The sequence below is a fragment of the Vibrio sp. D54 genome (assembly GCF_021728075.1).
GTDB classification, from domain to species: domain Bacteria; phylum Pseudomonadota; class Gammaproteobacteria; order Enterobacterales; family Vibrionaceae; genus Vibrio; species Vibrio alginolyticus.
Map to the genome: position 1 here is coordinate 143607 of NZ_JAKKCS010000011.1, position 24642 is coordinate 168248.

Annotated in this window: 26 protein-coding genes; 8 read left to right on the forward strand and 18 right to left on the reverse strand. The window is 42.6% G+C overall.

The genetic code is table 11. The features are described 5' to 3' along the window. Positions 1-143 precede the first annotated feature (143 nt). The 4 genes from L3V37_RS15515 to potA all read right to left on the reverse strand — a co-directional run bounded on the left by L3V37_RS15515 (position 144) and on the right by potA (position 4004). Positions 144-1175, reverse strand: a complete 1032-nt coding sequence (locus L3V37_RS15515) for an extracellular solute-binding protein (protein ID WP_213870148.1) — start codon at positions 1173-1175, stop codon at positions 144-146. Positions 1176-1277: 102 nt separating this feature from the next. Then, positions 1278-2048: a spermidine/putrescine ABC transporter permease PotC gene (gene potC, locus L3V37_RS15520; RefSeq protein WP_005389180.1), complete on the reverse strand. Its 771-nt coding sequence runs from the start codon at positions 2046-2048 to the stop codon at positions 1278-1280. Further along, complete coding sequence (gene potB, locus L3V37_RS15525) at positions 2048-2908, reverse strand: spermidine/putrescine ABC transporter permease PotB (protein WP_005377512.1); 861 nt, start codon at positions 2906-2908, stop codon at positions 2048-2050. The genes potC and potB overlap by 1 nt, the downstream gene beginning before the upstream one ends. Beyond that, positions 2889-4004 carry a spermidine/putrescine ABC transporter ATP-binding protein PotA gene (gene potA / locus L3V37_RS15530; RefSeq protein ID WP_017634901.1) on the reverse strand — a complete coding sequence of 372 codons (1116 nt, stop codon included), beginning with the start codon at positions 4002-4004 and terminating at the stop codon, positions 2889-2891. The genes potB and potA overlap by 20 nt, the downstream gene beginning before the upstream one ends. Before the next feature lie 400 nt (positions 4005-4404). On the opposite strand from potA, the gene L3V37_RS15535 reads away from it, so the two are divergent. From L3V37_RS15535 to ttcA, 4 genes are all read left to right on the forward strand, one after another. After that, positions 4405-5202: a hypothetical protein gene (locus tag L3V37_RS15535; RefSeq protein ID WP_005389175.1), complete on the forward strand. Its 798-nt coding sequence runs from the start codon at positions 4405-4407 to the stop codon at positions 5200-5202. After that, the gene (locus L3V37_RS15540) at positions 5195-6031 is read left to right on the forward strand and encodes a glucosaminidase domain-containing protein (RefSeq protein ID WP_017634900.1); all 837 of its coding nucleotides are present in this window, start codon (positions 5195-5197) and stop codon (positions 6029-6031) included. The genes L3V37_RS15535 and L3V37_RS15540 overlap by 8 nt, the downstream gene beginning before the upstream one ends. Positions 6032-6044: 13 nt before the next feature. Further along, complete coding sequence (locus L3V37_RS15545) at positions 6045-6707, forward strand: DUF2987 domain-containing protein (RefSeq protein WP_025766641.1); 663 nt, start codon at positions 6045-6047, stop codon at positions 6705-6707. A 198-nt stretch (positions 6708-6905) separates the two neighbouring features. Further along, complete coding sequence (gene ttcA / locus L3V37_RS15550) at positions 6906-7799, forward strand: tRNA 2-thiocytidine(32) synthetase TtcA (RefSeq protein ID WP_005377502.1); 894 nt, start codon at positions 6906-6908, stop codon at positions 7797-7799. Positions 7800-7937: 138 nt separating this feature from the next. Here the strand turns inward: ttcA and uspE are convergent, their stop codons facing one another. The 10 genes from uspE to ccoN all read right to left on the reverse strand — a co-directional run bounded on the left by uspE (position 7938) and on the right by ccoN (position 16940). Continuing rightward, positions 7938-8885: a universal stress protein UspE gene (uspE, locus tag L3V37_RS15555; protein WP_213911299.1), complete on the reverse strand. Its 948-nt coding sequence runs from the start codon at positions 8883-8885 to the stop codon at positions 7938-7940. A gap of 180 nt (positions 8886-9065) precedes the next feature. Then, positions 9066-9812, reverse strand: a complete 747-nt coding sequence (locus L3V37_RS15560) for an FNR family transcription factor (RefSeq protein ID WP_005377497.1) — start codon at positions 9810-9812, stop codon at positions 9066-9068. Positions 9813-9902: 90 nt separating this feature from the next. Then, a complete protein-coding gene (locus L3V37_RS15565) occupies positions 9903-10583 on the reverse strand; it encodes a sulfite exporter TauE/SafE family protein (RefSeq protein ID WP_136977052.1) in 681 nt (226 codons plus the stop codon). Positions 10584-10591: 8 nt separating this feature from the next. Beyond that, the gene (ccoS, locus tag L3V37_RS15570) at positions 10592-10756 is read right to left on the reverse strand and encodes a cbb3-type cytochrome oxidase assembly protein CcoS (protein ID WP_005377493.1); all 165 of its coding nucleotides are present in this window, start codon (positions 10754-10756) and stop codon (positions 10592-10594) included. Positions 10757-10771: 15 nt separating this feature from the next. After that, positions 10772-13135 (reverse strand): heavy metal translocating P-type ATPase metal-binding domain-containing protein, encoded by a 2364-nt coding sequence (locus L3V37_RS15575; RefSeq protein WP_237306565.1) that lies wholly within the window; start codon positions 13133-13135, stop codon positions 10772-10774. Between the two features lie 4 nt (positions 13136-13139). Then, entirely contained in the window at positions 13140-13616 is a 477-nt protein-coding gene (locus L3V37_RS15580; RefSeq protein WP_237306566.1) for a FixH family protein, read from the reverse strand. A 106-nt stretch (positions 13617-13722) separates the two neighbouring features. Further along, complete coding sequence (gene ccoP, locus L3V37_RS15585; protein ID WP_005377487.1) at positions 13723-14697, reverse strand: cytochrome-c oxidase, cbb3-type subunit III; 975 nt, start codon at positions 14695-14697, stop codon at positions 13723-13725. Beyond that, positions 14697-14870 (reverse strand): CcoQ/FixQ family Cbb3-type cytochrome c oxidase assembly chaperone, encoded by a 174-nt coding sequence (locus L3V37_RS15590; protein WP_005377485.1) that lies wholly within the window; start codon positions 14868-14870, stop codon positions 14697-14699. The genes ccoP and L3V37_RS15590 overlap by 1 nt, the downstream gene beginning before the upstream one ends. A 9-nt stretch (positions 14871-14879) precedes the next feature. Beyond that, positions 14880-15500 (reverse strand): cytochrome-c oxidase, cbb3-type subunit II, encoded by a 621-nt coding sequence (gene ccoO / locus L3V37_RS15595; RefSeq protein ID WP_005377475.1) that lies wholly within the window; start codon positions 15498-15500, stop codon positions 14880-14882. A 12-nt stretch (positions 15501-15512) separates the two neighbouring features. Beyond that, on the reverse strand, positions 15513-16940 hold the full coding sequence (ccoN, locus tag L3V37_RS15600; protein WP_005396488.1) for a cytochrome-c oxidase, cbb3-type subunit I: 1428 nt from the start codon (positions 16938-16940) through the stop codon (positions 15513-15515). A 257-nt stretch (positions 16941-17197) separates the two neighbouring features. On the opposite strand from ccoN, the gene L3V37_RS15605 reads away from it, so the two are divergent. The 4 genes from L3V37_RS15605 (at position 17198) to L3V37_RS15620 (ending at position 21436) form a co-directional block, all read left to right on the forward strand. Beyond that, complete coding sequence (locus L3V37_RS15605) at positions 17198-17554, forward strand: hypothetical protein (RefSeq protein WP_005377473.1); 357 nt, start codon at positions 17198-17200, stop codon at positions 17552-17554. Positions 17555-17667: 113 nt separating this feature from the next. Then, on the forward strand, positions 17668-18849 hold the full coding sequence (locus L3V37_RS15610) for an FIST signal transduction protein (RefSeq protein ID WP_237306567.1): 1182 nt from the start codon (positions 17668-17670) through the stop codon (positions 18847-18849). After that, the gene (locus L3V37_RS15615) at positions 18839-20560 is read left to right on the forward strand and encodes an ATP-binding protein (RefSeq protein WP_237306568.1); all 1722 of its coding nucleotides are present in this window, start codon (positions 18839-18841) and stop codon (positions 20558-20560) included. Before L3V37_RS15610 ends, L3V37_RS15615 begins: the two co-directional genes overlap by 11 nt. Positions 20561-21007: 447 nt before the next feature. Then, complete coding sequence (locus tag L3V37_RS15620; protein ID WP_237306569.1) at positions 21008-21436, forward strand: phage protein; 429 nt, start codon at positions 21008-21010, stop codon at positions 21434-21436. A gap of 1 nt (position 21437) precedes the next feature. Here the strand turns inward: L3V37_RS15620 and L3V37_RS15625 are convergent, their stop codons facing one another. From L3V37_RS15625 to L3V37_RS15640, 4 genes are all read right to left on the reverse strand, one after another. Then, positions 21438-22121 (reverse strand): RelA/SpoT domain-containing protein, encoded by a 684-nt coding sequence (locus L3V37_RS15625; RefSeq protein ID WP_237306570.1) that lies wholly within the window; start codon positions 22119-22121, stop codon positions 21438-21440. 16 nt (positions 22122-22137) lie between these two features. After that, positions 22138-23232, reverse strand: coding sequence for a ParA family protein (locus L3V37_RS15630; RefSeq protein WP_237306571.1), 1095 nt, complete (start codon positions 23230-23232; stop codon positions 22138-22140). A gap of 145 nt (positions 23233-23377) precedes the next feature. After that, on the reverse strand, positions 23378-24442 hold the full coding sequence (locus L3V37_RS15635) for a hypothetical protein (RefSeq protein ID WP_237306572.1): 1065 nt from the start codon (positions 24440-24442) through the stop codon (positions 23378-23380). Positions 24443-24454: 12 nt separating this feature from the next. Next, positions 24455-24634, reverse strand: coding sequence for a hypothetical protein (locus tag L3V37_RS15640; RefSeq protein ID WP_017636135.1), 180 nt, complete (start codon positions 24632-24634; stop codon positions 24455-24457). Between the last annotated feature and the right edge of the window lie 8 nt (positions 24635-24642).

Here is a 24642-nt window from a genome sequence, read left to right on the forward strand (position 1 = left end):
TTATCTCCTTGTTATGAGACGATAAAGCTATGATACCAAGACAAATAAACCTAGCAACGCGCGATTATATCAGCCTAAGACAAAAATAGGCAGCGTATTGCTGCCTATTTTCCTATGGTTGATGACTTGTTACACAAGTTCGATTACTGTCCCGCTTTCAGCTTGAGGAAATAATCTTCGTACTTAACGGTTAGATCACCAACCGCATCTTGCCATTCAACGCGGTCAAGGTCTTCTTGAGAAGGGAACAGCGGGGCAACGTCTTTAAACTTAGCATTCGATTCTTCCACCGCCGTTAGGTAGCCAGTATCACGAGAGATTTGCTCTGCGATTTCTGGGCGCAGTAGGAAGTCGATCATCTTGTGAGCGGCTTCTACGTTCTTCGCACCGGAAGAGATAGCGAAGTTATCAACCCAGCCTATACCGCCTTCTTTAGGAAAAACGAGTTTAAGGTTTAGGCCTTCACTTTGTGCCGCTGCGGCGCTACCGTTCCAAAGCATACCAACGCCCACTTCGCCAGACATGTAAGGTGCGCCTGGGTTGTCAGAGTTGAAAACTAAAACGTTAGGCATCAACTTTTGTAGCTCAGCGTACGCTTCATCGATTTGCTTAGGGTCTTTTGAGTTACCTGAGTAGCCAAGTTTACGCAGAGCGATATGGAACACTTCACGAGTGTCGTCCATCAACATTACTTGACCTTCAAGCTCAGGCTTCCATAGGTCAGCCCAGCTTTGGAAGTCGCTTGGATCGTACATGTCTGCGTTAACCGCTAGGCCTGTAATCGCAACAACGTGTGGAATAGAGTAGTCGTTATTTGGATCGTAAGGCTTGTCTAGGTAGTTTTTATCTAGGTTGCCGAAGTTTTTCAGCTTAGTCTTATCGATCTTTTGTAGCATGTCTTCGTCACGCATCTTCGCCACGAAGTACGTTGAAGGTACTACTAGGTCATAACCTTGGTTATGGGTTTTTAGCTTTGCATACAAAGTTTCGTTCGACTCGTAAGTCGAGTAGATCACTTTGATGCCAGTTTCTTTAGTAAATTGCTCTAGGATATTACTGTTGATGTAAGGACCCCAGTTCATAAATACTAGTTCTTTATCATCCGCTGTCGCTGTACCAGAGAACAGAGAAAGCGCACATGCACTACCAGCTAATAGAGTAGCCCATTTTTTCATTGACGTTAGCTCCAAACCAAACGTTGTCCAATTTTGGACGATAGATAGAAAAACAGAATGGCATGTAACCATTCTGTTTCGTGATGTTAACAGGTGCGGATTCTACTTCACTTTTTCTCTTGCTAGCAACTGAGAAATTACTACCAAGACCAAAGAAACAATCAACATCACCGTTGCTAGGGCGTTCACTTCCGGTGAAATGCCCACCTTAACCATGGAGTAAATCTTCAATGGCAAGATTTCGTATGTTGGACCCGTTACAAACGAGCTGATGATCACATCGTCCAAAGACAGGGTAAAGCTCAGTAGCCAACCTGCAGCAACCGCTGGTTTAGCAAGAGGAAGGATGATCTGTTTCAAGATAACCCATTCGCTTGCACCAAGGTCTTTTGCAGCTTCCAACATTTTCACATCAAAGCCATTCAAGCGGCTGTACACTGTTACCACAACGAACGGTAGACAGAAGGTGATGTGAGCAATCAATAGAGTAAAGAAGCCAAGCTGTGCGCCTAATACTAGGAACAGAGCAAGCAATGAAATCGCCATTACAATATCTGGAGACATCATTACGACAAACAGCATGCCGTTTACCGCGCCTTTACCTTTGAACGAGTAACGGAATAGGGCAACAGCCGTCAAGCTACCAATAATGGTTGCTGCTGTCGCTGAAAATACCGCTACGTTCAATGAATGCCATGCAGCCTGCATTAGGCTGTCGTTATTTACTAAGGTTTCGTACCATTTCGTGGTGAAACCGCCCCATTTCATACCAAATTTGTTGGCATTAAATGAGTTAACAATTAGGACGATGATCGGCAGATACAAAAATGCATATACCAGCGCCATAAAGCTAAATCTAACTGTGCGTCCCATTAGTCTAGCTCCACTTTCTTATTCAATAGTTTGCCTGCTCTGTAGTAAGCGTAAAGCATCACAGCCATTGCGAAGGTGAGGGCGATACTGGTCGCAGCACCAAATGGCCAGTCACGAGCGTTCAATACTTGGCTCTTAATGACGTTACCGATCAGTAGGTTCTTCGCACCACCAAGAAGGTCAGAGATGTAGAACATACCTAGTGCTGGTAGCAGAACCAACAAACAACCACCGATAATGCCAGGCATTGTAAGAGGTAGAATCACTTTCGTAATGGTTTGGAACTTGTTCGCACCAAGATCTTTCGCCGCCTCGATATAAGTGTTGTCCAACTTCTCGATTGCCGAGTAAAGCGGCAGAATCATAAATGGAAGCAGGATGTACACAAGACCAATCATTACTGCTGTTTCGGTGTACATAATACGTAATGGCTTATCGATGATTTCCATCGCCATTAATGATTTGTTCAAAATACCTTGTGTACCCAGAACAATCTTCAGGCCGTAAGTACGGATAAGAGAGTTTGTCCAAAAAGGTACGATAACTAAGAACAACATGAATGGGCGCCATTTCTCTGGCATTTTCGCTATGATGTAAGCAAATGGGTAACCAATTACTAAACACAACAACGTCGCCACAATCGCCATGTAGAACGAGTGCATCAGCACTTTCGCATACAAGGGGTCGAGTAGACGTAAGTAGTTGTCGAAAGTAAATGTCATTTCGATTAAGTTTGCTTCATCACGCGTTAAGAAACTCGTACCGATAATCATCACATTTGGTACCAACACGAAAAGTGTTAACCAACCGACGATTAAGGTAATGATCGCGTTTTGAAGATTAATCTTCTTGCTTATCATTGAGGACTACCTCCCAACTCTCAACCCAAGTGATAGCGACTTTCTGGCCAAGTGAGTGGTCCACATCAGGATCATCTTCGTTAAAGAATTCGCTAACCATTACACGCATGCCTGAATCCAATTGGATAACGGAATCAAGCGTCATACCTTTATAGGTACGCTCTGTTACGTGACCTACGATGCCTTTTTCTTCAGACTCTTTGATCTCTTCGATACGTAAGTCTTCTGGGCGAAGTAGTACTTGCAGTTTTTCACCTGCTTGCGCTTCCTGATCGTAGTAAACAACAGACTCGACACCTTCGATTTCTGCACGGATACGTTTCTCGTCGATACGCTCTAGCATGGTTGCGTTGAATACGTTGATCTCACCGATAAAGCGAGCAACAAATAGGTTCTTCGGCTCTTCGTAAATCTCACGTGGAGAACCATCCTGCTCGATAACACCGTCGCGCATAACAATAATGCGGTCAGACATCGATAGGGCCTCTTCCTGATCGTGCGTAACGAAGATAAAGGTAATACCAAGTTGACGCTGAAGCTGTTTAAGCTCGATTTGCATTTGCTTACGCAGTTTGTAATCAAGTGCCGATAGAGATTCATCTAGCAGCAGTACTTTTGGTTTGTTAACAACCGCACGCGCAATGGCGATACGTTGTTGCTGACCACCAGAAAGCTGATGAGGCTTACGCTGTGCCATTTTTTCTAGGCGCACCATGCGTAGCGCTTCCATTACTCGTGGTTCAATGTCCGCAGTAGGCGTTTTCTGCATACGAAGGCCAAAAGCGACATTCTCATATACGGTCATGTGTGGAAACAATGCGTAACTTTGAAATACCGTGTTGACGTGCCTTTGCTCTGCAGGAACCTGTGTTACATCCTGGTCATCCAAAATAATTTGACCGTTATCTGCCGTTTCAAAACCTGCAATCATGCGTAAAACTGTTGTCTTACCACAACCAGAAGGCCCGAGAATCGTCAGAAATTCACCATGATTAACATCCAGATTTAAATTACCGATGATTTCCTTACCATCGAAACTTTTACTAATACCAGATAAACGAATAACTGGCTTTCCTGCTTGCGGTTTTGCGTTCAACGTCTGTATTTCCCCCACGTTCAAGCCGGGATTGTCCCAGCTGATGTGACACTAACCATTCACTTTTGAGGCGCGCATCATAATCACCAAAAGTGTGAAATTAAAGCATTTTCTTATCTTGAAACAGAAATAATTTTGCAGGAAAAAGCCATCATTCCTTACCATACTGTTTTTATGAGATTAATTGGCATCTAGACACAGTTTGATAGCACTAAACTTTGTTCAACAATTGTTTCAATTTCATGACCTTGAAAGTGGTTAATTATCAACCATACAGTTGAGATTGCAAGGATTGTAGGTGAGTTGTGATGTTAGATGTGGAAAGATTTCTTTATAATGACGATTACATTAATTGACTGGAATTCCAGTCAAAATTTTACAAGTTAGTCTTGGATAAACTATGAACGACGATTTTGAGAAAGATTTCAATCTTGGGGGGAGTGTAGAGCGAGCTTTGTCTGGCAACTACGAGCTTAAAGCTGGCGCGGTTTTTAACGAAGCTTGGCGAGCAACCATCCAGCACTTTTTATCATTTTCTCCTGCCATTATTGTATTGCTTTTTGTCCAGTTAGGTATTTTCTATATTGCATTAAAACTGCAGTTGGGCGATTTGAGCGTTATTCTTGATGCGTTTGAGAACCCAGAGTCGTTCACAAACGATATTGTGTCTTCTATTTATGTCGCGAATTTCAGTTATGAGGTGATTAGCGCCCCAATTTATGCGGGGATAAGTTTGATGGCTATGAGTCATGTCGCTGGCTTAAAGACTAAGTTGCGCCATGTTGGAAAGGGGTTGCAGTTCACCATTCCTGTTATCCTAGCAACGCTCATGAGCTTAATGCTACAAGGTGTGGTTGGTATGATTTTTCCTTTACTGTCGCTGTATCTTTCCTTGGCATTTAGTCACTCTATCTTGTTGATTTGTGAGAAAAGGGTGCCACCAATGCAAGCGTTGCTGTTATCACTTCGCGCAATCAACAAGAAGATTTTTGTGGTCGCGGGGCTTTACTTAGGCGTGATGTTAATGTTTATTATTGCAGCAATGTTCTACGGTATTGGCTTGATTTTTGTTCTGCCATTCTTCTTCCATTTGAAAGGCATACTCTACCGCGAAATGTTTGGAATTAAGCTTAAGATCGTTACAACACAGAAAAACGATAATGATCACGATGGTAACTCACAGGTGTTTGATGCCTAATTCTTTGAAATCAATAAGTTTACGAGTGGCGGCAACCTGTATAGCCGCCACTTTCATTTCTATAGGCCCATATTTACACTACGAGAAACAGTTTAAATATGTGGAAAATCCTGACGTACTCTCTGGCAAGATTAAGCATGTCGATTTATCACACTTGCCATACATCGGTGATATCCCAGACTTCAATTCAATAAAAGATACGAAAGAGAAAAAAGCTGCTTTTTTTGATTTTTTAAGGCCTAAAATTGCTCTTGAGAATCAACGAATTCGTCATGAGCGGGCCTTTCTTACCTCTTTAAAGGTGGGACAAGTGACGCAAGAACAACAAGAGTATGCTCAGCGGTTATCATCTCTGTATTCGTTGCCCTTGAGTAACGATAAGATTGATCAAGCATGGCTAGACGAGATGCTTGTGAGAGTGAACGTCTTACCAGAAGCGTTGGTTCTAACTCAAGCGGCAAATGAATCTGCGTGGGGCACTTCTCGTTTTGCTACTCAAGCAAACAACTTGTTCGGCCAATGGTGTTATAAAAAGGGCTGTGGAATTGTTCCAGCGCAACGTGGCGCTAACAAAGTTCATGAAGTTGAAAAATTCGATTCTGTACAACAGTCTGTTCATGGCTACTTTATGAATGTTAATCGAAACCCAGCGTATGCAGACCTGCGTGAAATCAGAACATCTCTGGCTGAAAAGAACAAGGGCTTGTTAACGGTTGCAACCGCGTCAGAGTTAACGCATGGGTTGCTAGCCTATTCTGAACGTGGCATCGCCTATGTACACGATCTTCGCGCTATGATTCGTCATAACAACGCCTACTGGACGCAATAAAATAACGGATAAAATGAAAAAGTTAAGCCTAAGTCTATTGGGAAGTGCGGCGCTAATTCTTGCATCGCCGATAACCCAAGCTCAAGAGTACATGTTCACGTACTCAAAGTTATATACTCAACTAAAAAACAACAATAAAGAAGGGCATGACGATGTGAAAGTTGGTGTCTTTTTTGTGGACGCAAAAACTAAACAAATTTGTATGATAGAAAAAGCTTGGATGGAAAAAGAAGAGCACTATGAAGAGTTTGTTATCCCTGCTTCACAAGAGTTGCCTTTACCTGTTGATAAAAACTTAAAGTCAGCGAATCCGTTGGTTTTTGTCGATACCCCAAAAGATACACGTTGCGATTACTCACTTGTTGTGATGACCAAAGAACCATTACAGGGTAACGTTTCTTACGACCAACTTAAGCCTCTTCTACCTCAAATGCAGACGATGCTGGAAGATTTAGGCGGTATGTTTGCGGGTTGGTTTACACCGGAGGTTCAAGGTGTGACGATGGAGTTTGCAAATCAACTGAATGATAAAGTGATTTTCTCAAACGGAACCGAAAAGCCAATTGTCAATGGCAAGATACAAGTCGCACTAAGTGAAATAGGGCAAGGTGGCACAATGACACTACCAGAACCGACGATGCGAGTGTTACCTTATCTACCTAACGCAAAGAAATGAACACTGAACGTTTAGAAAGGGCTGCAATCGCAGCTCTTTTTTAATTTTGACCGTAACTAAAGTATCTTTCACACTCTTTTCTTAAAGACTCAATAAGACAAGCATTTAATCCTGCGTAAAAAGCTCGTATAATCCACGCCCCAAAGAAACCCATGTTAGGAAGTCCTAGTCGATTTATCGGCGATGTGAGAGCCCGCAATGAACCAAATAGATACAAGAAAAGAAACCCTAGAATTCAACAAGCTTCAGAAACGCCTAAGAAGACATGTTGGAAATGCCATTACTGATTACAACATGATCGAAGAAGGCGATGTTGTGATGGCATGTATTAGCGGTGGTAAAGATTCATTCGCGATGCTTGATATCCTGCTGAATCTTCAAAAAGCCGCACCGATAAAATTTGAAGTGGTTGCGGTAAACCTAGACCAAAAACAACCGGGTTTCCCTGAGCACATTCTGCCAGAGTATTTCGAAACACTGAATATCCCTTACTATATCGTCGATAAGGACACGTATTCCGTCGTAAAAGAGAAGGTACCAGAAGGCAAAACCACTTGTGGTCTGTGTTCACGCCTGCGACGTGGTACGCTGTATTCATTTGCAGAGAAGATTGGTGCAACTAAGCTTGCGCTAGGTCATCACATGGATGACATCGTCGAAACAATGTTCTTGAACATGTTCCACGGCTCTCGCCTTAAAGCGATGCCACCAAAGCTACGCTCTGATGATGGCCGTAACGTGGTCATTCGTCCATTGACTTACTGTCGTGAAAAAGATCTGATCAAATACGCTGAGCACAAGGATTTCCCAATTATTCCTTGTAACCTTTGTGGCTCTCAAGAGAACCTTCAGCGTCAATCTATAAAAGCAATGTTGATTGAATGGGATAAGAAGACGCCAGGGCGTGTGGAAGCGATTTTTAAATCAATTCAAAACGTAAGCCCAAGCCAACTAGCAGACCGGGAATTGTTCGACTTTGTTAACTTACCGCTAGATCGTGAAGGTAACCGCGAAGAGTATGAATTTAATGAGGCTGTCGTTTCTTCGACGAATATTGATGAATCAATGTTCATCGATGTTACGAACATCTAACCCGTAAAAAAGGAGGTCAATTAGACCTCCTTTTTTGTACCCAACGCTTTAACTGTTCCCAAAAAAATCCCCCTGTATTCGGGGGATTTATTAGCGCTTATTTGAAAGCGCTCAATACATAGCAATACTAAGGAGAGATTAGGTTGCTGTATTTGGATCGAGAGGACTAATGTAGCCTTTTGGTTTTAGAGCCAACACATCGCAATTTATTTTATCAATTACGTGCTCCGCTGTATTACCAATAAAGACAGCAGAAAGCCCAGTTCGCCCTGTAGTACCTAAAATAACCATTGCAGCATTCAAGCGCTCTGCAGCTGCCGGAATGACATCTTCAGGTAAACCTTGCTCAACTATCGTTTGTTCTTCATCAAGACCATGTTTTTGGCGTAGTGCTTTCATAGCCGTTAAATGATGACCTCGCACTGCATCGGTATAAGTCGTTGGGTCAAATTCAGGAAGTTCAATCGTAATATTCGCCGGTGTAACGGGGTAGGCGTTAACAAGATATGGCTTGGCCTCAAGCCGAGTGGTGATTTCTTTTAATCGCTCGACCATCGTATCGTTGAGATCAATATGAGTCGGGTTTTCTGAGCCCACATGTACTGAGGCAAGGATACTTGCTTGTTCCGGCCAAGCAGCATTCTTAATAAGAAGCACTGGAATAGGGCATTTTCGCAACAAGTGCCAATCTGTCGGTGTGAAAATGACAGACTCTAAAACATCATGCTTACGTGTGCCTTTGATGACTAGGTCATGATTGCCTGCATAGACTTCAGCAATAATCGCCTCATAAGGGCGGTTGTGCCAGACAACACAAACATCAAAGTCGAAGCCATCGTTTAGGTATGGTTGAGCAATTTTACGCATCCACTGCTCACGCTGATGAATGACACCTCGACGCATAGCATCTCTTTCATCCACTGATAGCATTGACGTCATGTCATACGAGAAATCGTAAATGGATAAAAAGAAAGTGATTTGGCTTCTAGATACACTTTTCTGAGCTAATTGAACAGCTCTTGCAAGTGCGGGCTGCTCATCATTATTGATGTCAGCTACAACAAGGATCTTACTGTATATACTCATAACTAAGCCCACTTCTATTGCAAAACCAGATACTGAATGTAAATTAAATCAGTATTTTGGAGTACTCACCGTACATTTTTACTGTAGCTTAGTTTGGAGAACTTTTTGAGGACTTTCGAAAGGAATTTATGAGAAATATGATGTAGCTCATTTTCGAGCTACATCAATAATTAGAGTGTATTATTCTTTAGTTACACCAGCAAGTTCCATCAATGCATCGTGGTCTAAGATAGTGATATATTTACCTTTTACGCTTAGGATCTCAGATTTCTGGAAACGACCTAACAAACGACTGATCGTTTCGACTGTAAGACCAAGGTAGTTGCCAATATCACCACGAGTCATAGTTAAACGAAACTCTCTAGGGCTGAAGCCACGCTGAGAAAAACGCGTTGATAGGTTGTAAAGGAAAGCAGCTAGTCGCTCTTCTGCATTCTTTTTAGAAAGAAGCAAAATCATTTCCTGATCACCTTTAATTTCGTTACTCATCAAACGCATGATTTGCTGGCGAAGCTTAGGCATCTTACCCGATAGATCGTCTAAAATTTCGTATGGGATTTCACATACCATCGACGTTTCGAGTGCTTGAGCAAAGCTAGGGTGGGAGTCACCAGTGATAGCATCGAAACCGACTAAGTCTCCAGCTAAGTGAAACGCTGTGATTTGCTCATCACCTTGCTCTGTGATCGTATAGCTCTTGATGGTACCAGAGCGGATAGCGTATAGCGATTTTAGCTCATCACCGGCCTTAAAAAGCTCTTGTCCTTTTTGAATAGGCTTCTTACGTTCGATGATTTGGTCAAGCTGGTCAAGTTCTGCCTCATTTAGAGTGAACGGGATACACAGTTGACTAATGCTACAATCTTGGCAATGAATGGCGCAACCGCCTGATTGGATACGCTTTGTTGCAGGTTTTTCAGAAATCATAACAACCTTTCACTATTTGATATACATCAATATTTTAGCATCGCTTAATCCTAAAGGGTAGCAAAAATGTCACCTCAATAGAGTTTAACGTTATATGAAACCGAGTAATGCTAAGGCTCCTACAGCGGTATACGTACCATAGCCAATAAGGATTAATGCTGAAATATTTCTAAATATTAATGATTTTTGTAATTTCTGAAAATGATTGGAACCGTATCCAATAATAAGCATTGCAGGTAGCGTTCCGAGCCCAAACGCAAGCATAATTAGGCCGCCGTTCATCGCACTACCAGAAACCGCCGACCAAGTAAGCGCTGAATAAACTAAACCACATGGTAACCAACCCCAAATAAAGCCAAATGGCAACGCGTGAAGAGGATGCTTTAATGGCAACAAACTCTTCCCTGCCGGCGAGATAAAGCGCCAGAGATACTGCCCTAGCTTTTCTATTAAAAGTAAGCCTTGCCACCATTTAGCAATATACAGCGCGACCAGAATCATGAATAACGCAGCAATCAGCCTTAACCAAGCAAGAGAATGCGTTAACCCACTAAGCTCAGATAAACCTGATATAGCACCACCCACTAATGCACCTATTAAGGTATAACTGATCAATCGTCCGAGGTTGTAGAAGAGGGGGATAAGAGGGGTAGTTTTATTTTTAGCAGAAGAGCCCATGGTAAGCAGAGACGCGATACCACCACACATACCCATACAATGACCGGCTCCTACTAAGCCGATCATCAGCGCACCGATAAAATCAGGAGTCATAAAGGTCGCTACTTTTTATCACTATTAGATTGGTCTTCTTCGTCGAGAAGAATGTTGTGTCCTTGCCGTTCAAGATCTTCAAACTGATCGCTTCTTACCGCCCAAAGAAAAACGGCGACAGCAACACAAACGAGAACGATAGCGATGGGAATCAATATATAAAGGCTTTCCATGTTTGCTTTCTCTACTTATTTCTCTTTGAGCAGGCGCAAAGAGTTAGATACAACGATAATTGAGCTTGCAGACATGCCAACTACTGCAATGTAGGGAGCCACTAAACCTGCGACCGCCAAAGGCAAAATTAACAGGTTGTAACCCAAAGACCAAGCCAAGTTTTCTCGAATAATCTTTCTTGTACGCAGTGCAAGCAAACGTGCTTCTAGTAGCTTTTCGAGATTATCCCCAAGTAACGTCATATCTGCAGAAGCTTTAGCGACATCTGTACCACCGCCCATTGCGACAGAAAGGTGAGCTCCGGCGAGAGTCGGCGCGTCATTGATTCCATCACCAACCATCATAGTGATACTGTTTTCGTCCAAGCTCTTAAGGTATGCAAGCTTATCTTCTGGTTTTGCTGACGCGACGATGTGATCGATACCAATTTCATTCGCCACTGGTTGGGCGTTTGAGAGAGAATCACCAGTTAGCAGGGTTGTCTTAATTCCAGCGTCAGCAAAACGTTGAACAAAGGCTTTGCTTTCTTTTCGGATAGGGTCGCGGTAGTAAAAGCTAGCGACATGCTTGCCATCAACCGACAGATAGACCGCCTGGTTTTCATCACTTTCTTTGCCTTGAACAAAAGCAGCACTACCTATCTTAACGATTTTGCCATTCCATATCCCTTCAATCCCTGACCCAATCACGTTTTGCACATCAGACACGATAAAGTCATCATTGGTAAAAGTTGCAAAAGAACGAGCGATAGGGTGGTTTGCATGAGCCTCTAAAGCTGCAGCTAGTGATAGACAATCTTTCTGTGGGAGATCACTAAGTACCTTTGTTTCACAGATCTCAATATCACCTTTCGTTAGAGTGCCTGTTTTATCTACAACTAAGTGGTTGATCTTACATAGTGTCTCAAACACATGGCCTTTACGAAGTAAAATGCCAAAATTACCCATTCTAGAGGTAGCACAAGTGAGTGCGGTCGGTGTAGCCAGAGATAGCGCACATGGACACGTAGCGACTAACACAGACAGCATGATCCAAAACGCATCATCTGGTTTTGTTTGATGCCAGTAAAACCAAGTACCAGCAGAGATAATAAGAATCACACCAACAAAGTAACGGGCGACAATGTCTGCAATTTCCGCAATTTTAGGTTTGGAGTGTTGAGCTTCATCTTGTAAACGCACGATGTTAGAAATCATTGAATCGGCCTTTGAGCTTACTACCTCAAGTTCAAATGATTCGTCTCCGTTTAGCGTTCCCGCATAAACAATATCGCCTTCTCGTTTCACAACGTGCACTGACTCACCCGTTAGCATGGATTCATCAATATGAATACGGCCTGAAATAACTTTACCGTCAGCGGGGATATGTTCACCAGGTAGAACGCGAATACGATCGCCAACTTTTAGCGTCTTCACGGGGATCTGATCACCGTCCAGCGTTGTAGCAATTGCAGGAATCAACTTAAGAAGGTTACCACTCGCTGCAGCAGCTTTGCGACGAGCTCGCATCTCTAAGAATCGACCTACTAACAAAAAGAAGGTAAACATCGAGATAGATTCAAAGAAGACTTCGCCTTGTTCAGTTACTGTTGCAACTAAACTTGCAACATAGGCAAAGATCAACGCGATAGAAACCGGGACATCCATACCAAGGGTTCGGCCTTTGATACTGCGCCATGCGTTTAAGTAAAATGGAAGAGCGGAATAAAGCAAAACAGGAGTAGCAAAAATCAAACTTACCCAACGAAAGTAACTTTTAAACTCTGGCTCTAAATCACCAAAGACTTCGAGATACAGTGCAACGGCGAGCATCATGACCTGCATGGTTGCTAAACCTGCAATACCTAGCCGATATAGATATTGCTTCATCATTCGATGGTAAGAGGCTTCTTGCTTATCTGCTTCAAAAGGTGCAGCTTTGTAACCAAGTTTATGAATAACGGAAAGGAGCTCGCTTAACCGTACCTGAGTTTTATCCCAGGCTAGTAACGCTCGATTGGTGGTTGTATTAACACGGATAGATACCAACCCGGCTGTATTGGAAACTTGCTTTTCGATTAACCACGCACAAGCGGCACATGAAACGCCTTCCAAAGAAAGGGTTACTTCAGAAACATTTTCGCGATTTCGTACGAATTCAGATTGTACATCCGCATTGTCATAATGAATTAAAGCTTGGAGTTGCTCTGGTACTAGATCTGCCTTTTCTGCAGGCGCAGTGCGGTATTGGTAATATGAGACAAGACCACTATCGACAATAGTCTGCGCCACAGTTTCGCAGCCCGGACAACACATGTCGCGAATTTCACCCAATATTTCTACTTTGAAATCCGTGTTGGCTGGTACATCTTCACCGCAGTGATAACAGGATTTACACATATGCTTACTTCATTAACGGTGTTGAAGAGGCAGGAAACTCAACTTTACCTTGGATCATCCATTGCTTGTCGTGTGGTTGTAGTTCAACAAACCATGGTCCTTGAATAGGTTCCTCAGCATTTAGTCGGTAATTACCAGATGCATCCGCTGTTACAAGCTTTGTGAAGTCACGATCAGGAAGAGTACGATGAGTGAAAGTGGCCGTTAGAGCAGGGTAATGAGGTAGCTTCCCTTTAGCGAAAACAATCACAACATTGTTATTTTCAGAGGAAATCTCAGCGTTAAGACCTAGGTCACGAGCGACATTCATTTTACTAATGTCGATATTAATGCCTTTGCCTTTTTTATAGTAATCCTCGGCGACTAAAGAAACAGAGTTGTTCGAGAAAACGACCACAGTAATCACAGTCCAAACTACGACAGTAAGAGGAAGGATGATTAGGAACCACGGCCAAAATTGTTTATACCAAGGCTTTACCATAAAAAAGTTCTCAACAGCTAAATGAAAAAAATGTAAGGCGTTAAATTTAAAGGAAAGACAGCCCCTATGAAAGGGGCTGTTATTGCTATGTTACGTAATATCTCAGTTACTTACTCTCTGAGTTACTTAAACTCCAGACATATGAGGCAACGAGCTGAACTTTATCTTCACCCAAAATGTCTTTCCACGCAGGCATTACGCCTGAGCGTCCGTTCATTACGGTTTCTGTTACAGCTGCACGAGAGTCACCAAATAACCAGTCTTGGTCTGTAAGGTCAGGCGCACCGACTGCAGGGTTACCCTTACCATCGGTACCATGACAAGCTGCACACACTACGAAGCGTGCTTTACCTGCCGCGGCTTCACGAGCATTTACTTTACGACCAGATAGACTAAGTGTGTAACTTACAACTTCTTGAACACCTTGCTCACCAAGGGCATCTTTCCATGCTGGCATTTGACCAATACGGCCGTGCATGATGGTTGTAACGATCGCTGCTGGCTCGCCACCATATAGCCATGCATCATCAGTCAGGTTAGGGAAGCCTTTCTGACCACGTGCATCAGAGCCATGGCATTGAGAACAGTTTTGCAAAAACAAACGCTGACCAACTTTTAATGCTTCAGGATCTTGCGCAATTTCAGGAATTGGACGTAGACCACTGTCATTGTGCGCAAGTTTACGGAATGCTTCGCCGAAGTAAGCGTCGGCATCATCCAGTTCTTTTGCATATTGGTTTAGTTGCTTGTTCTCTTGTGCTGCAGCGATGGCTTCTTTTGACTCTTCTAGTGAGCGAACGGTTTGAGCCGAACTCTGCCAGTTTAAAAAGCCCTTGAAGCTACCTAGACCTGGGAATAGGGCAAGGTAAACTGCTGCGAACACAAATGTGCTTACAAACAGGTAAGTCCACCACTTTGGTAGAGGGTTGTTTAGCTCGCGAATACCATCGTACTCGTGGCCCATGTCTTCCCCTTCCTCGACGCCCATTTTATCTTTAGCGCACCAAGTCAGGAGAATCGCACAGCCTACTAGCGTACCGACAGTAATCACGATAATCCAGAGACTCCAGAATGTAGTCATTACTTCTTCACTCCTTGGTTATTAGGGGTCTTTTGTTCTTCGTCAGCAAACACCAAGTTGGCATCTTCTTCAAAGCGTGCTTTACGCTTTTTACTAAATGCCCACCATACGATGCCAATAAAACTAGCGAAGAGTACAACGGTATAAATACTATGAATTGTACCGAAATCCATATGATCCCCTTACTTCATTGCATGACCAAGAGACTGAAGGTAAGCGATGATTGCATCCATCTCTGTTTTACCTTCTACTTCTTTAGCCGAATTCGCGATCTCTTCATCAGTGTATGGAACGCCGAACTGATCACGAAATAGCTCAAGTTTCTTCTGAGTTAGCTTACCGTCTAAAACGTTTTCAGCTAGCCACGGGAAACCTGGCATGTTTGACTCAGGTACAAGCTCACGAGGATCTAACAGGTGAACACGGTGCCATTCGTCAGAATAACGACCACCAACACGAGCTAAATCCGGGCCTGTACGCTTAGAGCCCCAAAGGAATGGGTGTTCCCAAACACTCTCACCAGCAACAGAGTAGTGACCGTAACGTTCAGTCTCTGAGCGGAAAGGACGAACCATCTGGCTGTGACAGACGTTACAACCTTCACGGATGTAGATATCACGGCCTTCCATCTCCAAAGGAGTGTAAGCGCGCAGATTTTCTACAGGTTCAGTCGTTTGCTTTTGGAAAATCAGAGGAGTGATCTCTACAAGAGCACCCCAACTGATAGCAAACACGATAAAAATAGCCAACAAACCGACATTACGTTCTAAGATTTCATGGCGATTATTAGAATTATTACTCATTCTTAAATCTCCTTATGCCGGATGTGGGATAGCTTTTAGGCTTTCTTTAGGTGCACTTACCGTTTTGTACGTGTTGTATGCCATTAGGAACATACCAGATAGGAAGATAAATCCGCCTAGGAAACGTACAAAGTAGAACGGATAAGACGCTTCTACAGATTCAACAAAACTGTAAGTTAGCGTACCGTCAGAGTTAACCGCGCGCCACATAAGGCCTTGCATTACACCAGAGATCCACATCGCAACGATGTAAAGAACGGTACCGATTGTTGCTAGCCAGAAATGCACATTAACTAGACCAACAGAGTACATACGCTCTTGGCCAAATAGGCGAGGTACCAAGTGATATACAGAGCCGATAGAAACCATCGCAACCCAACCTAACGCACCAGAGTGAACGTGACCAATGGTCCAGTCTGTGTAGTGAGAAAGTGCGTTAACCGTCTTAATCGACATCATCGGGCCTTCAAAGGTAGACATACCGTAGAACGACAGTGAAACGATTAGGAAACGTAGGATAGGGTCATAACGAAGCTTATGCCATGCACCAGATAACGTCATAATACCGTTGATCATACCACCCCAAGAAGGAGCAAATAGAACCAGCGACATAACCATACCTAGAGACTGAGTCCAGTCTGGTAGCGCTGTATAATGAAGGTGGTGAGGGCCTGCCCAAATATATAGAGAAATAAGTGCCCAGAAGTGAACGATAGATAGACGGTAAGAATAAACAGGACGTTCAGCTTGTTTAGGAACGAAGTAGTACATCATACCTAGGAAACCAGCGGTCAGTAGGAAACCTACCGCATTGTGTCCATACCACCACTGAACCATCGCATCCACTGCGCCCGAGTAAATCGAGTAAGATTTACCAAGTGACACAGGAATAGCCATGCTGTTCACGATGTGAAGTACTGCTACTGTGATAATAAAGGCACCGAAGAACCAGTTTGCCACATAAATATGTGACGTGTTTCGCTTCACTAGTGTGCCGAAGAACACCACCGCATATGATACCCATACTAGCGCAATTGCGATATCAATAGGCCATTCTAGCTCAGCATACTCTTTACCCGACGTTAAACCGAGAGGCAAAGTAATGGCTGCTGCCAGGATGATTGCTTGCCAACCCCAAAAGGTGAAGGCAACGAGTGGGCCACCAAAAAGACGTGTTTGACATGTGCGCTGTACAACATAATAAGACGTTGCGAACAGAGCACTGGTACCAAACGCAAAAATTACCGCATTAGTATGCAGTGGACGTAAGCGACTGTACGTCAACCACGGCGTATCAAAGTTTAGCTGTGGCCAAACTAATTGAGCGGCAATCAAAACACCAACAGCCATACCAACTATGCCCCATAAAATGGTCACAAGGGTAAATTGGCGAACGACTGTATAGTTGTAGTTTTGTTCAAGCTGCTTTACTTGGCTCATTTGCATGCTTCCAATTTCTAATTAACTACACTTTTACTTCCAACACGACTTGCGTCGTAACACCACCCAAGTAAACTCTAGAATTCAAGTGTTATCATCACCTTATTTCCATTGCTGACTTTAATAAAAAGTGGCATTTTCAGCGTGACACTATACTTGAATTAACAATTCAATGACAGGGTAGTAACCTTACTGGACCTCTGGAAATCATTTTTTATTTAAAAAGTTTGAAGTTTGTAACAAGGATATTAGTAATTATGCCTGCACAAAAGTTAACAAAGGCGCGACTTGCACAAATCTTAATCATGCTCAGTGTCTTAATAGGCGCATTTTTCTGGCGTACCTTTACACACGAGAGTGTTAATAGCGTTGACTGTTCACAAAAAGAACGATGCGATGTAACAATTGAAGGAGAAATAATCACGATTAATCGTGACTCAATGGGAATTTCGCTCGAAACGACAGAAAGTAGCACTCTAAAAATTGATCTAAATCAATCTGGTAATTTTATCAATCTCAACGAGAAGCATAAGTCAGTAGAATGGGACATCATGCCTGAATCGAAAAAAATCACCTTTAAAAAAGGTGAAAACATTGTTGTAGTTCAATTATAAATACGATCTATCACGAGATAATCGTAACTTATTAATGAAATTAACACCTTCTTACCTAGAGAAAATTGGTTGGAATGGTATAACAGCAGAGTGATATCCAATTATAAAATCGTATGCATTGCCAATCAGTTTTTACTCATATTAAAGATGAAGACTCAGCGATAAAAACGCTCAGATCCGAATTGACACAACAGAACTTGTCTTACGTGATGTGTTACTACACGGAAGAATACAATTTCGAGTTGATTCGAGAAGCGTTTCTTGCGCATTTTCCTAGTGTGCCTTTTCATGGCGCCAGTTCATGTCAAGCCGTAATGACAGATCAGGGCTTTCATACAGGCCCAGTAATTGCGGCACTTGCTGTTTATGATACAGGTCCTCATGCTTATGGTACTGGTATTTCTAATCACAACTCAGGTGACAGCGTCACCAAGGCTTTGGATATGGCCCTTGAGAATGCAAACCGTGTAGGAGAGGTACCAAACTTAATTCTACTTCATGCTACACCAGGGCAAGAGGAATCAATCATTGCGTCTATAGATGAAAGATTTGGAACTCTAATTCCAATTATTGGTGGTTCGGCCGCTGATAATAACATCGCTGGGAAATGGTCTGTGATAACCGCCCAAGGCTCTCAAACTTCAGGTTTAAGCTTAACTCTCTTTTACTCCTCTCAACCTGTTGATATCGCTTTTAGCGCTGGGCATACACCAACTAATATCAAAGGTGTTGCAACCAAGACCAACGATAGATGCTTACTTGAAATTGATAACGAACCTGCGCTCAATGTTTATAGAAGGTGGACAAATCACCAGGATAACCAAGTAGGTAAAGATAATATGCTGTTTACAAACTCGAGTGCTTATCCATTAGGGCGGATCGCAGGTCACCTCTATGATCGCCCATATTACAAGTTATCCCATCCGATCCGTGAGACGCAAGATGGTGGAATCGAGTTGTTTACACGAATAGAAGAGGGTGACGAGCTCACATTAATGAAAGGAAGTCGTGAGCATCTCGTTGCGCGCGCTGCAAAAGTCGTCAATGCCGCTTTTAACCAAAAATTAGAAGAGTCTCGAAAAATTGGAGTGATAAATATCTTTTGCGCAGGTCCCATGTTGCACTTAATGCAAGACATGAATAGCGTTTGTGAACAAATTAACCAAGAACTAGAACATTTGCCTTTTATTTGCCCTTTTACTTTCGGCGAGCAAGGTAGATTTATTGGTGGTGAGAATGGACATGGAAACCTGATGATTTCATCGGCTATATTCCATAAACCTTATGAAAGATAAATACTTAGACATATATCAACAGGAAGCGCTTCAAGAAGCGTTAGTTGAGCTAAAGCAGGCTAGACAAAGAGAACGACTACTCGCCGATGAAAACAAGGCCATTCTTTCCGCGATATCTGCGATGAGTGAGGCAAAGAATCGGCATGAGATATTTACGGGATTAAACAATGTCCTCAAAAAGTACATCAACTTCGATGATTTTATTGTACTGACTCGTGATGGTGAACGATATCCCTTCAAGACATTGATATCAACTAATAGCGTATTTGATAATGTATCCTGGTTACACGGTAACACCTATCAAAGAGCTCTCAATGGTGAATGCATTCTACTGTTCGAGCCAGATAAACTCGCTGAGTTTGTTAACTTAAACAGCTTTATAAAAAGCCATGTAAACTCGGTCGTTTTAACTGGTATACGTTCAGAAGTAACGCAAACCGTAATCCTACTTATTGGAGCTCAGAAAGGGCACTTTAGCATAGAGAATAAGGAAACCTTGAGGCGGTTTCGTCCCTTAATTGAAAGGGCGGTCATTGATATCGAGACCAAAGAGAAGTTACAACGTATCGTTGAGGTAAGAACAACTCAGCTCGCTAAAGCAAGAGAAGAAGCAGAGCTTGCGAACCGCTCTAAGTCGGAGTTCTTAGCGATGATGAGCCATGAAATAAGAACCCCTTTAAATTCCGTTCTTGGAATGCTAGATATACTGAAGCAATCAACCTTGTCAGAAGAACAAATTGATGCGTTGAGCCAAATGGAGTGCTCTGCAGAGTTACTTCTCGCGATAATCAGTGACATTCTTGATCTCTCTAAAATCGAGTCAGGTCGCTTTCAGCTCAATGAACAATGGATTAATTTAAGAGACACTGTCACTTTTGTTATTTCTCAGCAAAAACAAATAGCTAAGAAGAAAAATCTCCAATTTAAACTCAACTGTACTGTCACTAATGACAAACAATTTTGGATTGACTCCACGCGGTTATCTCAAATCCTGTTTAATCTAATAGGGAATGCAATAAAGTTTACAGACGAAGGTGAAGTAAAAGTTTCTGTATCTGAGCAAGATGCTGAACTTGTGATCTCAATATCTGACACTGGAATTGGTATATCTAAAGCAAAGCAAGAGCACTTGTTTACGGCATTTCATCAAGGAGACCGTTCCATCACGAGACGCTTTGGTGGTACAGGACTGGGACTCGCAATAACCAAGCATTTAGTTGAAATGATGCGTGGCAAGATTGCCGTTAAAAGTGACGAGCATGTAGGTTCAACCTTTACGATTTCGATTCCAGTTTTGACTCGTTGCAATCAAAATCGTCCAGTTAGAATCGAAACCAATCAACCGTCAAAAGCAATGGAACTTCTCGTCGTAGAAGATACCGAGTCGAATCAGTTCGTAATAAAGCTTATCTTAAATAAGCTTGGCCATAATGTTCATATCGCAAGCCATGGAGCAGAGGCATTAACATTTTTAGAGGAGAATGAGGATTTAATCGATTTGATTCTCATGGATGTCTCGATGCCGGTGATGGATGGAATTACCGCAACAAGACTTATTCGAGATAAAGGTTTCAGGACCCCAATTATAGCGTTAACTGCACATGCGCTAGAAAGCGATAGAGATAAATGCCTGGATGCCGGTATGGACGGATTCATTTCCAAGCCAGTTAGAAGACAAGATATCTTTGAAGCTATACAGTCATTTCAATAAGTAAAAAGGCGTTAATATAGATCTTAACAATCGATAGATTATTAAGATCTATATTAAGTATTTTATGGTAAATAACCATTATGTTTAATGCTCACCGTAAGGCCCTTAAATTTAAAATCTGCAGGGGAATAGGAGCATACTCAGACAACATTTAGCGTACGGCTATATGTGATTTAACATAACACATATAATGCGCACCAAGGGGTGTTTTGTTAACAAAGTCTAACTCTTTGATTAAGCCTTTCATAAGTGTCTGATAACCAAGCCGTAAATTTTAATTTTGTGAGTTTTAAACGTTTAAGTCGTTTGTACTATTACTGGCGATTGTTTCCCGCAATCTACAAAACTCGCCCAATACTCTTACCGCCACATTATGAGGCGTTCGGTTAAGGCGAAAAAACAAGAAAAAAATAATTTTAGTCTGTTCATCAAATTGCGAGCGTTGTCATGTTTCACGAATCATTCTGCACTCTATTCTGGCGCGAATTTAAAACCCTTAAGCAAGGCGCCGAGTTTTTTCACGTTACCAAGCCGACGGTTGTTCGTTGGTTAGATGGCACCGTTCCGGTGAATCCAATGGCGGAAAAACTTCTACTCATCAAATCACTTGGCTATTTGCCTAATGACATCCGTTGGTCTGGTTTTCGGGTTTGTGAGCAACGTGCGGTGTTAATCACGCCATCTGGTCGTGAGTTCAGCCCTAAAGAACTGGAAAGCTTTGTATTCTGGCGTGACGAACATCGTCAGTTTGTGGAAATGTACGGACACTTTGAGTATCCCAAGGTTTATCCTGCTAAGGAAAACGTCTTACCGTTTCGTGGCGGCCGTCGAATGAAAGCCGCCGAATGGGTTCCTAGTAAATCTAAGTTAAAGTAGATTAGTTGTGCTCTTTCAAGCGGAAAATTGAGTCCGAAAGACGCGTGCCTGCACCTACTAGTCGAGCTAAAACCTTTAATTGCTCTTGTATAACGATACTATCCGAAGGTACTGGGTAATTGAATGTATGGTCGATTTCACCCCATACTTCTTCAAATAACGTTCTAACTTGTAGTTCACAAGTTATATCACTATCGGCTCTAGGTTTAAAAACATAATGAACGCTTGTATAGAAGCTTTCTTTCAGCTCAGCTTCTAAATCTAGCTCTTTAAAGTATGCCTCGAACTCAGGATCCCAGGTATATGCTTTAGGGTCTTCATATAAAGCAAGTTCACCAGTCTCAACCAAAGACATTAGGCGTTGATGTATCTGAGAAAATTGATTTTGATACAGGTGAAGGATTCTTATGCCACAGATATCTGTAATGCGCTCAGTTACGTTTTCAGGAGTTATTGGCCCGTTTTGTTCCTCTTCTGGTTTTTGGGAGTCAGCTTCGTTTTTACGTGCTATTTTTTCGCGTAAGTGTTCTATGTCTTTAAAGCGTGACTTATAGCTATGAACATATTTCTTGAACACCGGGTCTCTGTTAATCAGTGAAATAATTTTGTCATGTAATAGCTCATAGAAGTGCATTTTTTCTTCAAGTTTTTTTTGAATACCTTCAAAATTTTCTTCTTGATTCATTATGAAGCACCTCTACCTATAGTTTGCTTAGACGATTCAATATATCGTCGGCTAATTGCAAATAGTTGTCTTTTGTTGAATAAAACTTCGCTTTATTACCACTGATTGTTTGTTTGTCCCCTCCCAGGTCTGCTTGATCTGGCACCGACCACATAGGAACTCTATACTTCTGAGCCATGGTCGGCAGTGTTCCATGTCCATATATAACAGCATTGTTTCCCATTGAATGCTGAAACGATTCTAAACCTAATGCAAAACAACCATCTGGCACGTGCTTTTGAATGGTCTCCGGTAACTTCTGGGCGTAGTTATAATGAGCCAGTGCAATTCCTAACTCATTGGAGGCATCACTACGCTTTTTCGCGTTGTAGACCGTGTAACCAAGAAGTTGTACAAAGCTAGCCGGAAAATAGCTTCGTTTAGAGTCAGTAAGCAGACCGTACATTGTGTCAAACTCACGCTTCCAAGCATTTAGCGCATTGCCAATGTTTTTGATACCATAGTCAGAAAACATGTCTGGAGCACAAGGAATCATAAATGCGTCTGCATTTGAGATTATTACTTTATTGAGAGCGCTCAAGCTTGGCGATGTATCAATTAAGATAACTTCATAGCCATGCTCCGTTGCGTACTGCTCACACTTTTTACGTATTGCCGTAACTGTACGAAGAGCTTGAGGCTCGCCAAGAAACGCCTCACTCCATTGTTTGGAAATTTTGTTTTCAAACATATGCAGAGTTAGTCGTCCAGGTATTAAGCCGAGGTTATTATTAAGAGGAACAGGTGGTGGAAGTGTTTTTTCATCTGACTCACCATCTTCGACAGGTTTTAATAGGTAATGAATTGAATGGTATTTAGATTGAAATTCGATGAACTCATCACTACTCATAGAATTCTTAGCTGCTGAAAAATCTTCTATAAAGTCATCTTCACTCATCCAAATCTTTTCTAGCTGCTCTTCTGTTAAGCCATAAAGAGTTAGGTTTGATTGTGGGTCCAAATCTACAAGAAGCGTTTTCACCCCCCTTTCAGCGAGAGCTGCACCCAAATGATAAGTAAGAGTTGATTTACCTACTCCACCTTTATTGTTAAATACTGAAATTAATTTCATGTTCTTTCCGAATAGTACTTTTTATTTAGTTATGAGCTATCGAACTTACAACATAAACCAGCATAATAGCCATTAATTTCATATAAAAACGTGAACAAACCGAACCTTATCGTTAAGGTTCGGTTTTTGCCGTGGCTTTCATTGCTTACACTAACGGCAGCGCGACATCGAAAAAGTTCATGTATAGGTTTTGGCTAAAGAAGCCGCGAACCTGCGCGTTTGCCGTTGAGCTCACCATGCCAATGTTCGACATCGTGACGGTGCCATCATCGCCCAAGCTGAAATCGGTGTCCCGCGCTTGGAATTCAAACTCAAAGCCTTGGTTGCCCATGATGATAAACGACAGGTGTTTATCAATTGGGTAGCAGCCCTCAACGCAAGGTAGGAAAAAGGTTGGGTCTGCTTTTGAGAACTTCTTGGTGATAATGAACTCTTTTCCGATGCCTTGATTGGTGTAATTGAGTTTTGGCACTTGTCCGGCTTTGCCGTAGTACACCCCTGCACCTTCCACGGACAACACACCCCGCGCGGCGCTTTCGATGAAAAACGCACGTTTACGATAGTTAATGGTCGCTCCACCTTCGGCCAGACTTGGGATTTCAAGCCAGAACTCTTTTACGTCGTACAAACCCGCCGGAAGTTCAATGGTGCGTGACGCTCGGATACTGGTTGCGTTGCCGTCTCCGTCCAAATCACAAATACCAAAGCGAATCTTTTGCGGGCCACCTGCCTGACAACAGCGCACATAGGCGTAGTAGTTTTGCTCGCCATCTTCAATCAGCGTTGGCGTATCAAACTCTTGGAACAACACCGCATTGGCACCGTTACCCGTCATACCAAGACCACCAAACATAACGGCGTTACCATCCTTGTTTTGGTGTAGGTCGGCTGTGCCATATCGGCCGGATTTCACTTTGCAATAACTGATACTGCCGCCGTGTTGAACCTCAATGCTCCACGATGGACAAATGGGTTTTGCAATGCCTTTCATGAAGTTAAAAGATTTGGCTTTGTCTACCGCGTGGCCATACAAAATATCATTCGAAAGCGTTGCGCTGTAATACTCCGCAAAGCTTGGGTTTCGCAATAGGTTGTCAGGCGCATTGCCAGCAAGCGCCACTTCTGCCATGGCGCGCTCTAGATAGTCGGCAATGTGCTCGACTTTTTTATCCGTGCTTCCCGTTGGAAGCGGTTTAACTGAATCTGTCATGATAAATACTCTTTAATCTGTCTGTTTGGCCGTGAGCACCAACACGCTTTCGCGCACATCTTGCAGCCCTTGAGTAAGCTGTTTATTGATGGCGATTTGGTACTTCAGATTCATGCCGATAAGCACAAACATGACCAGCGACTCGGACGAAAACCCCAGACCCGATAAGGCGTTAATAAGGGCGTTTTCCATCCAAGCCC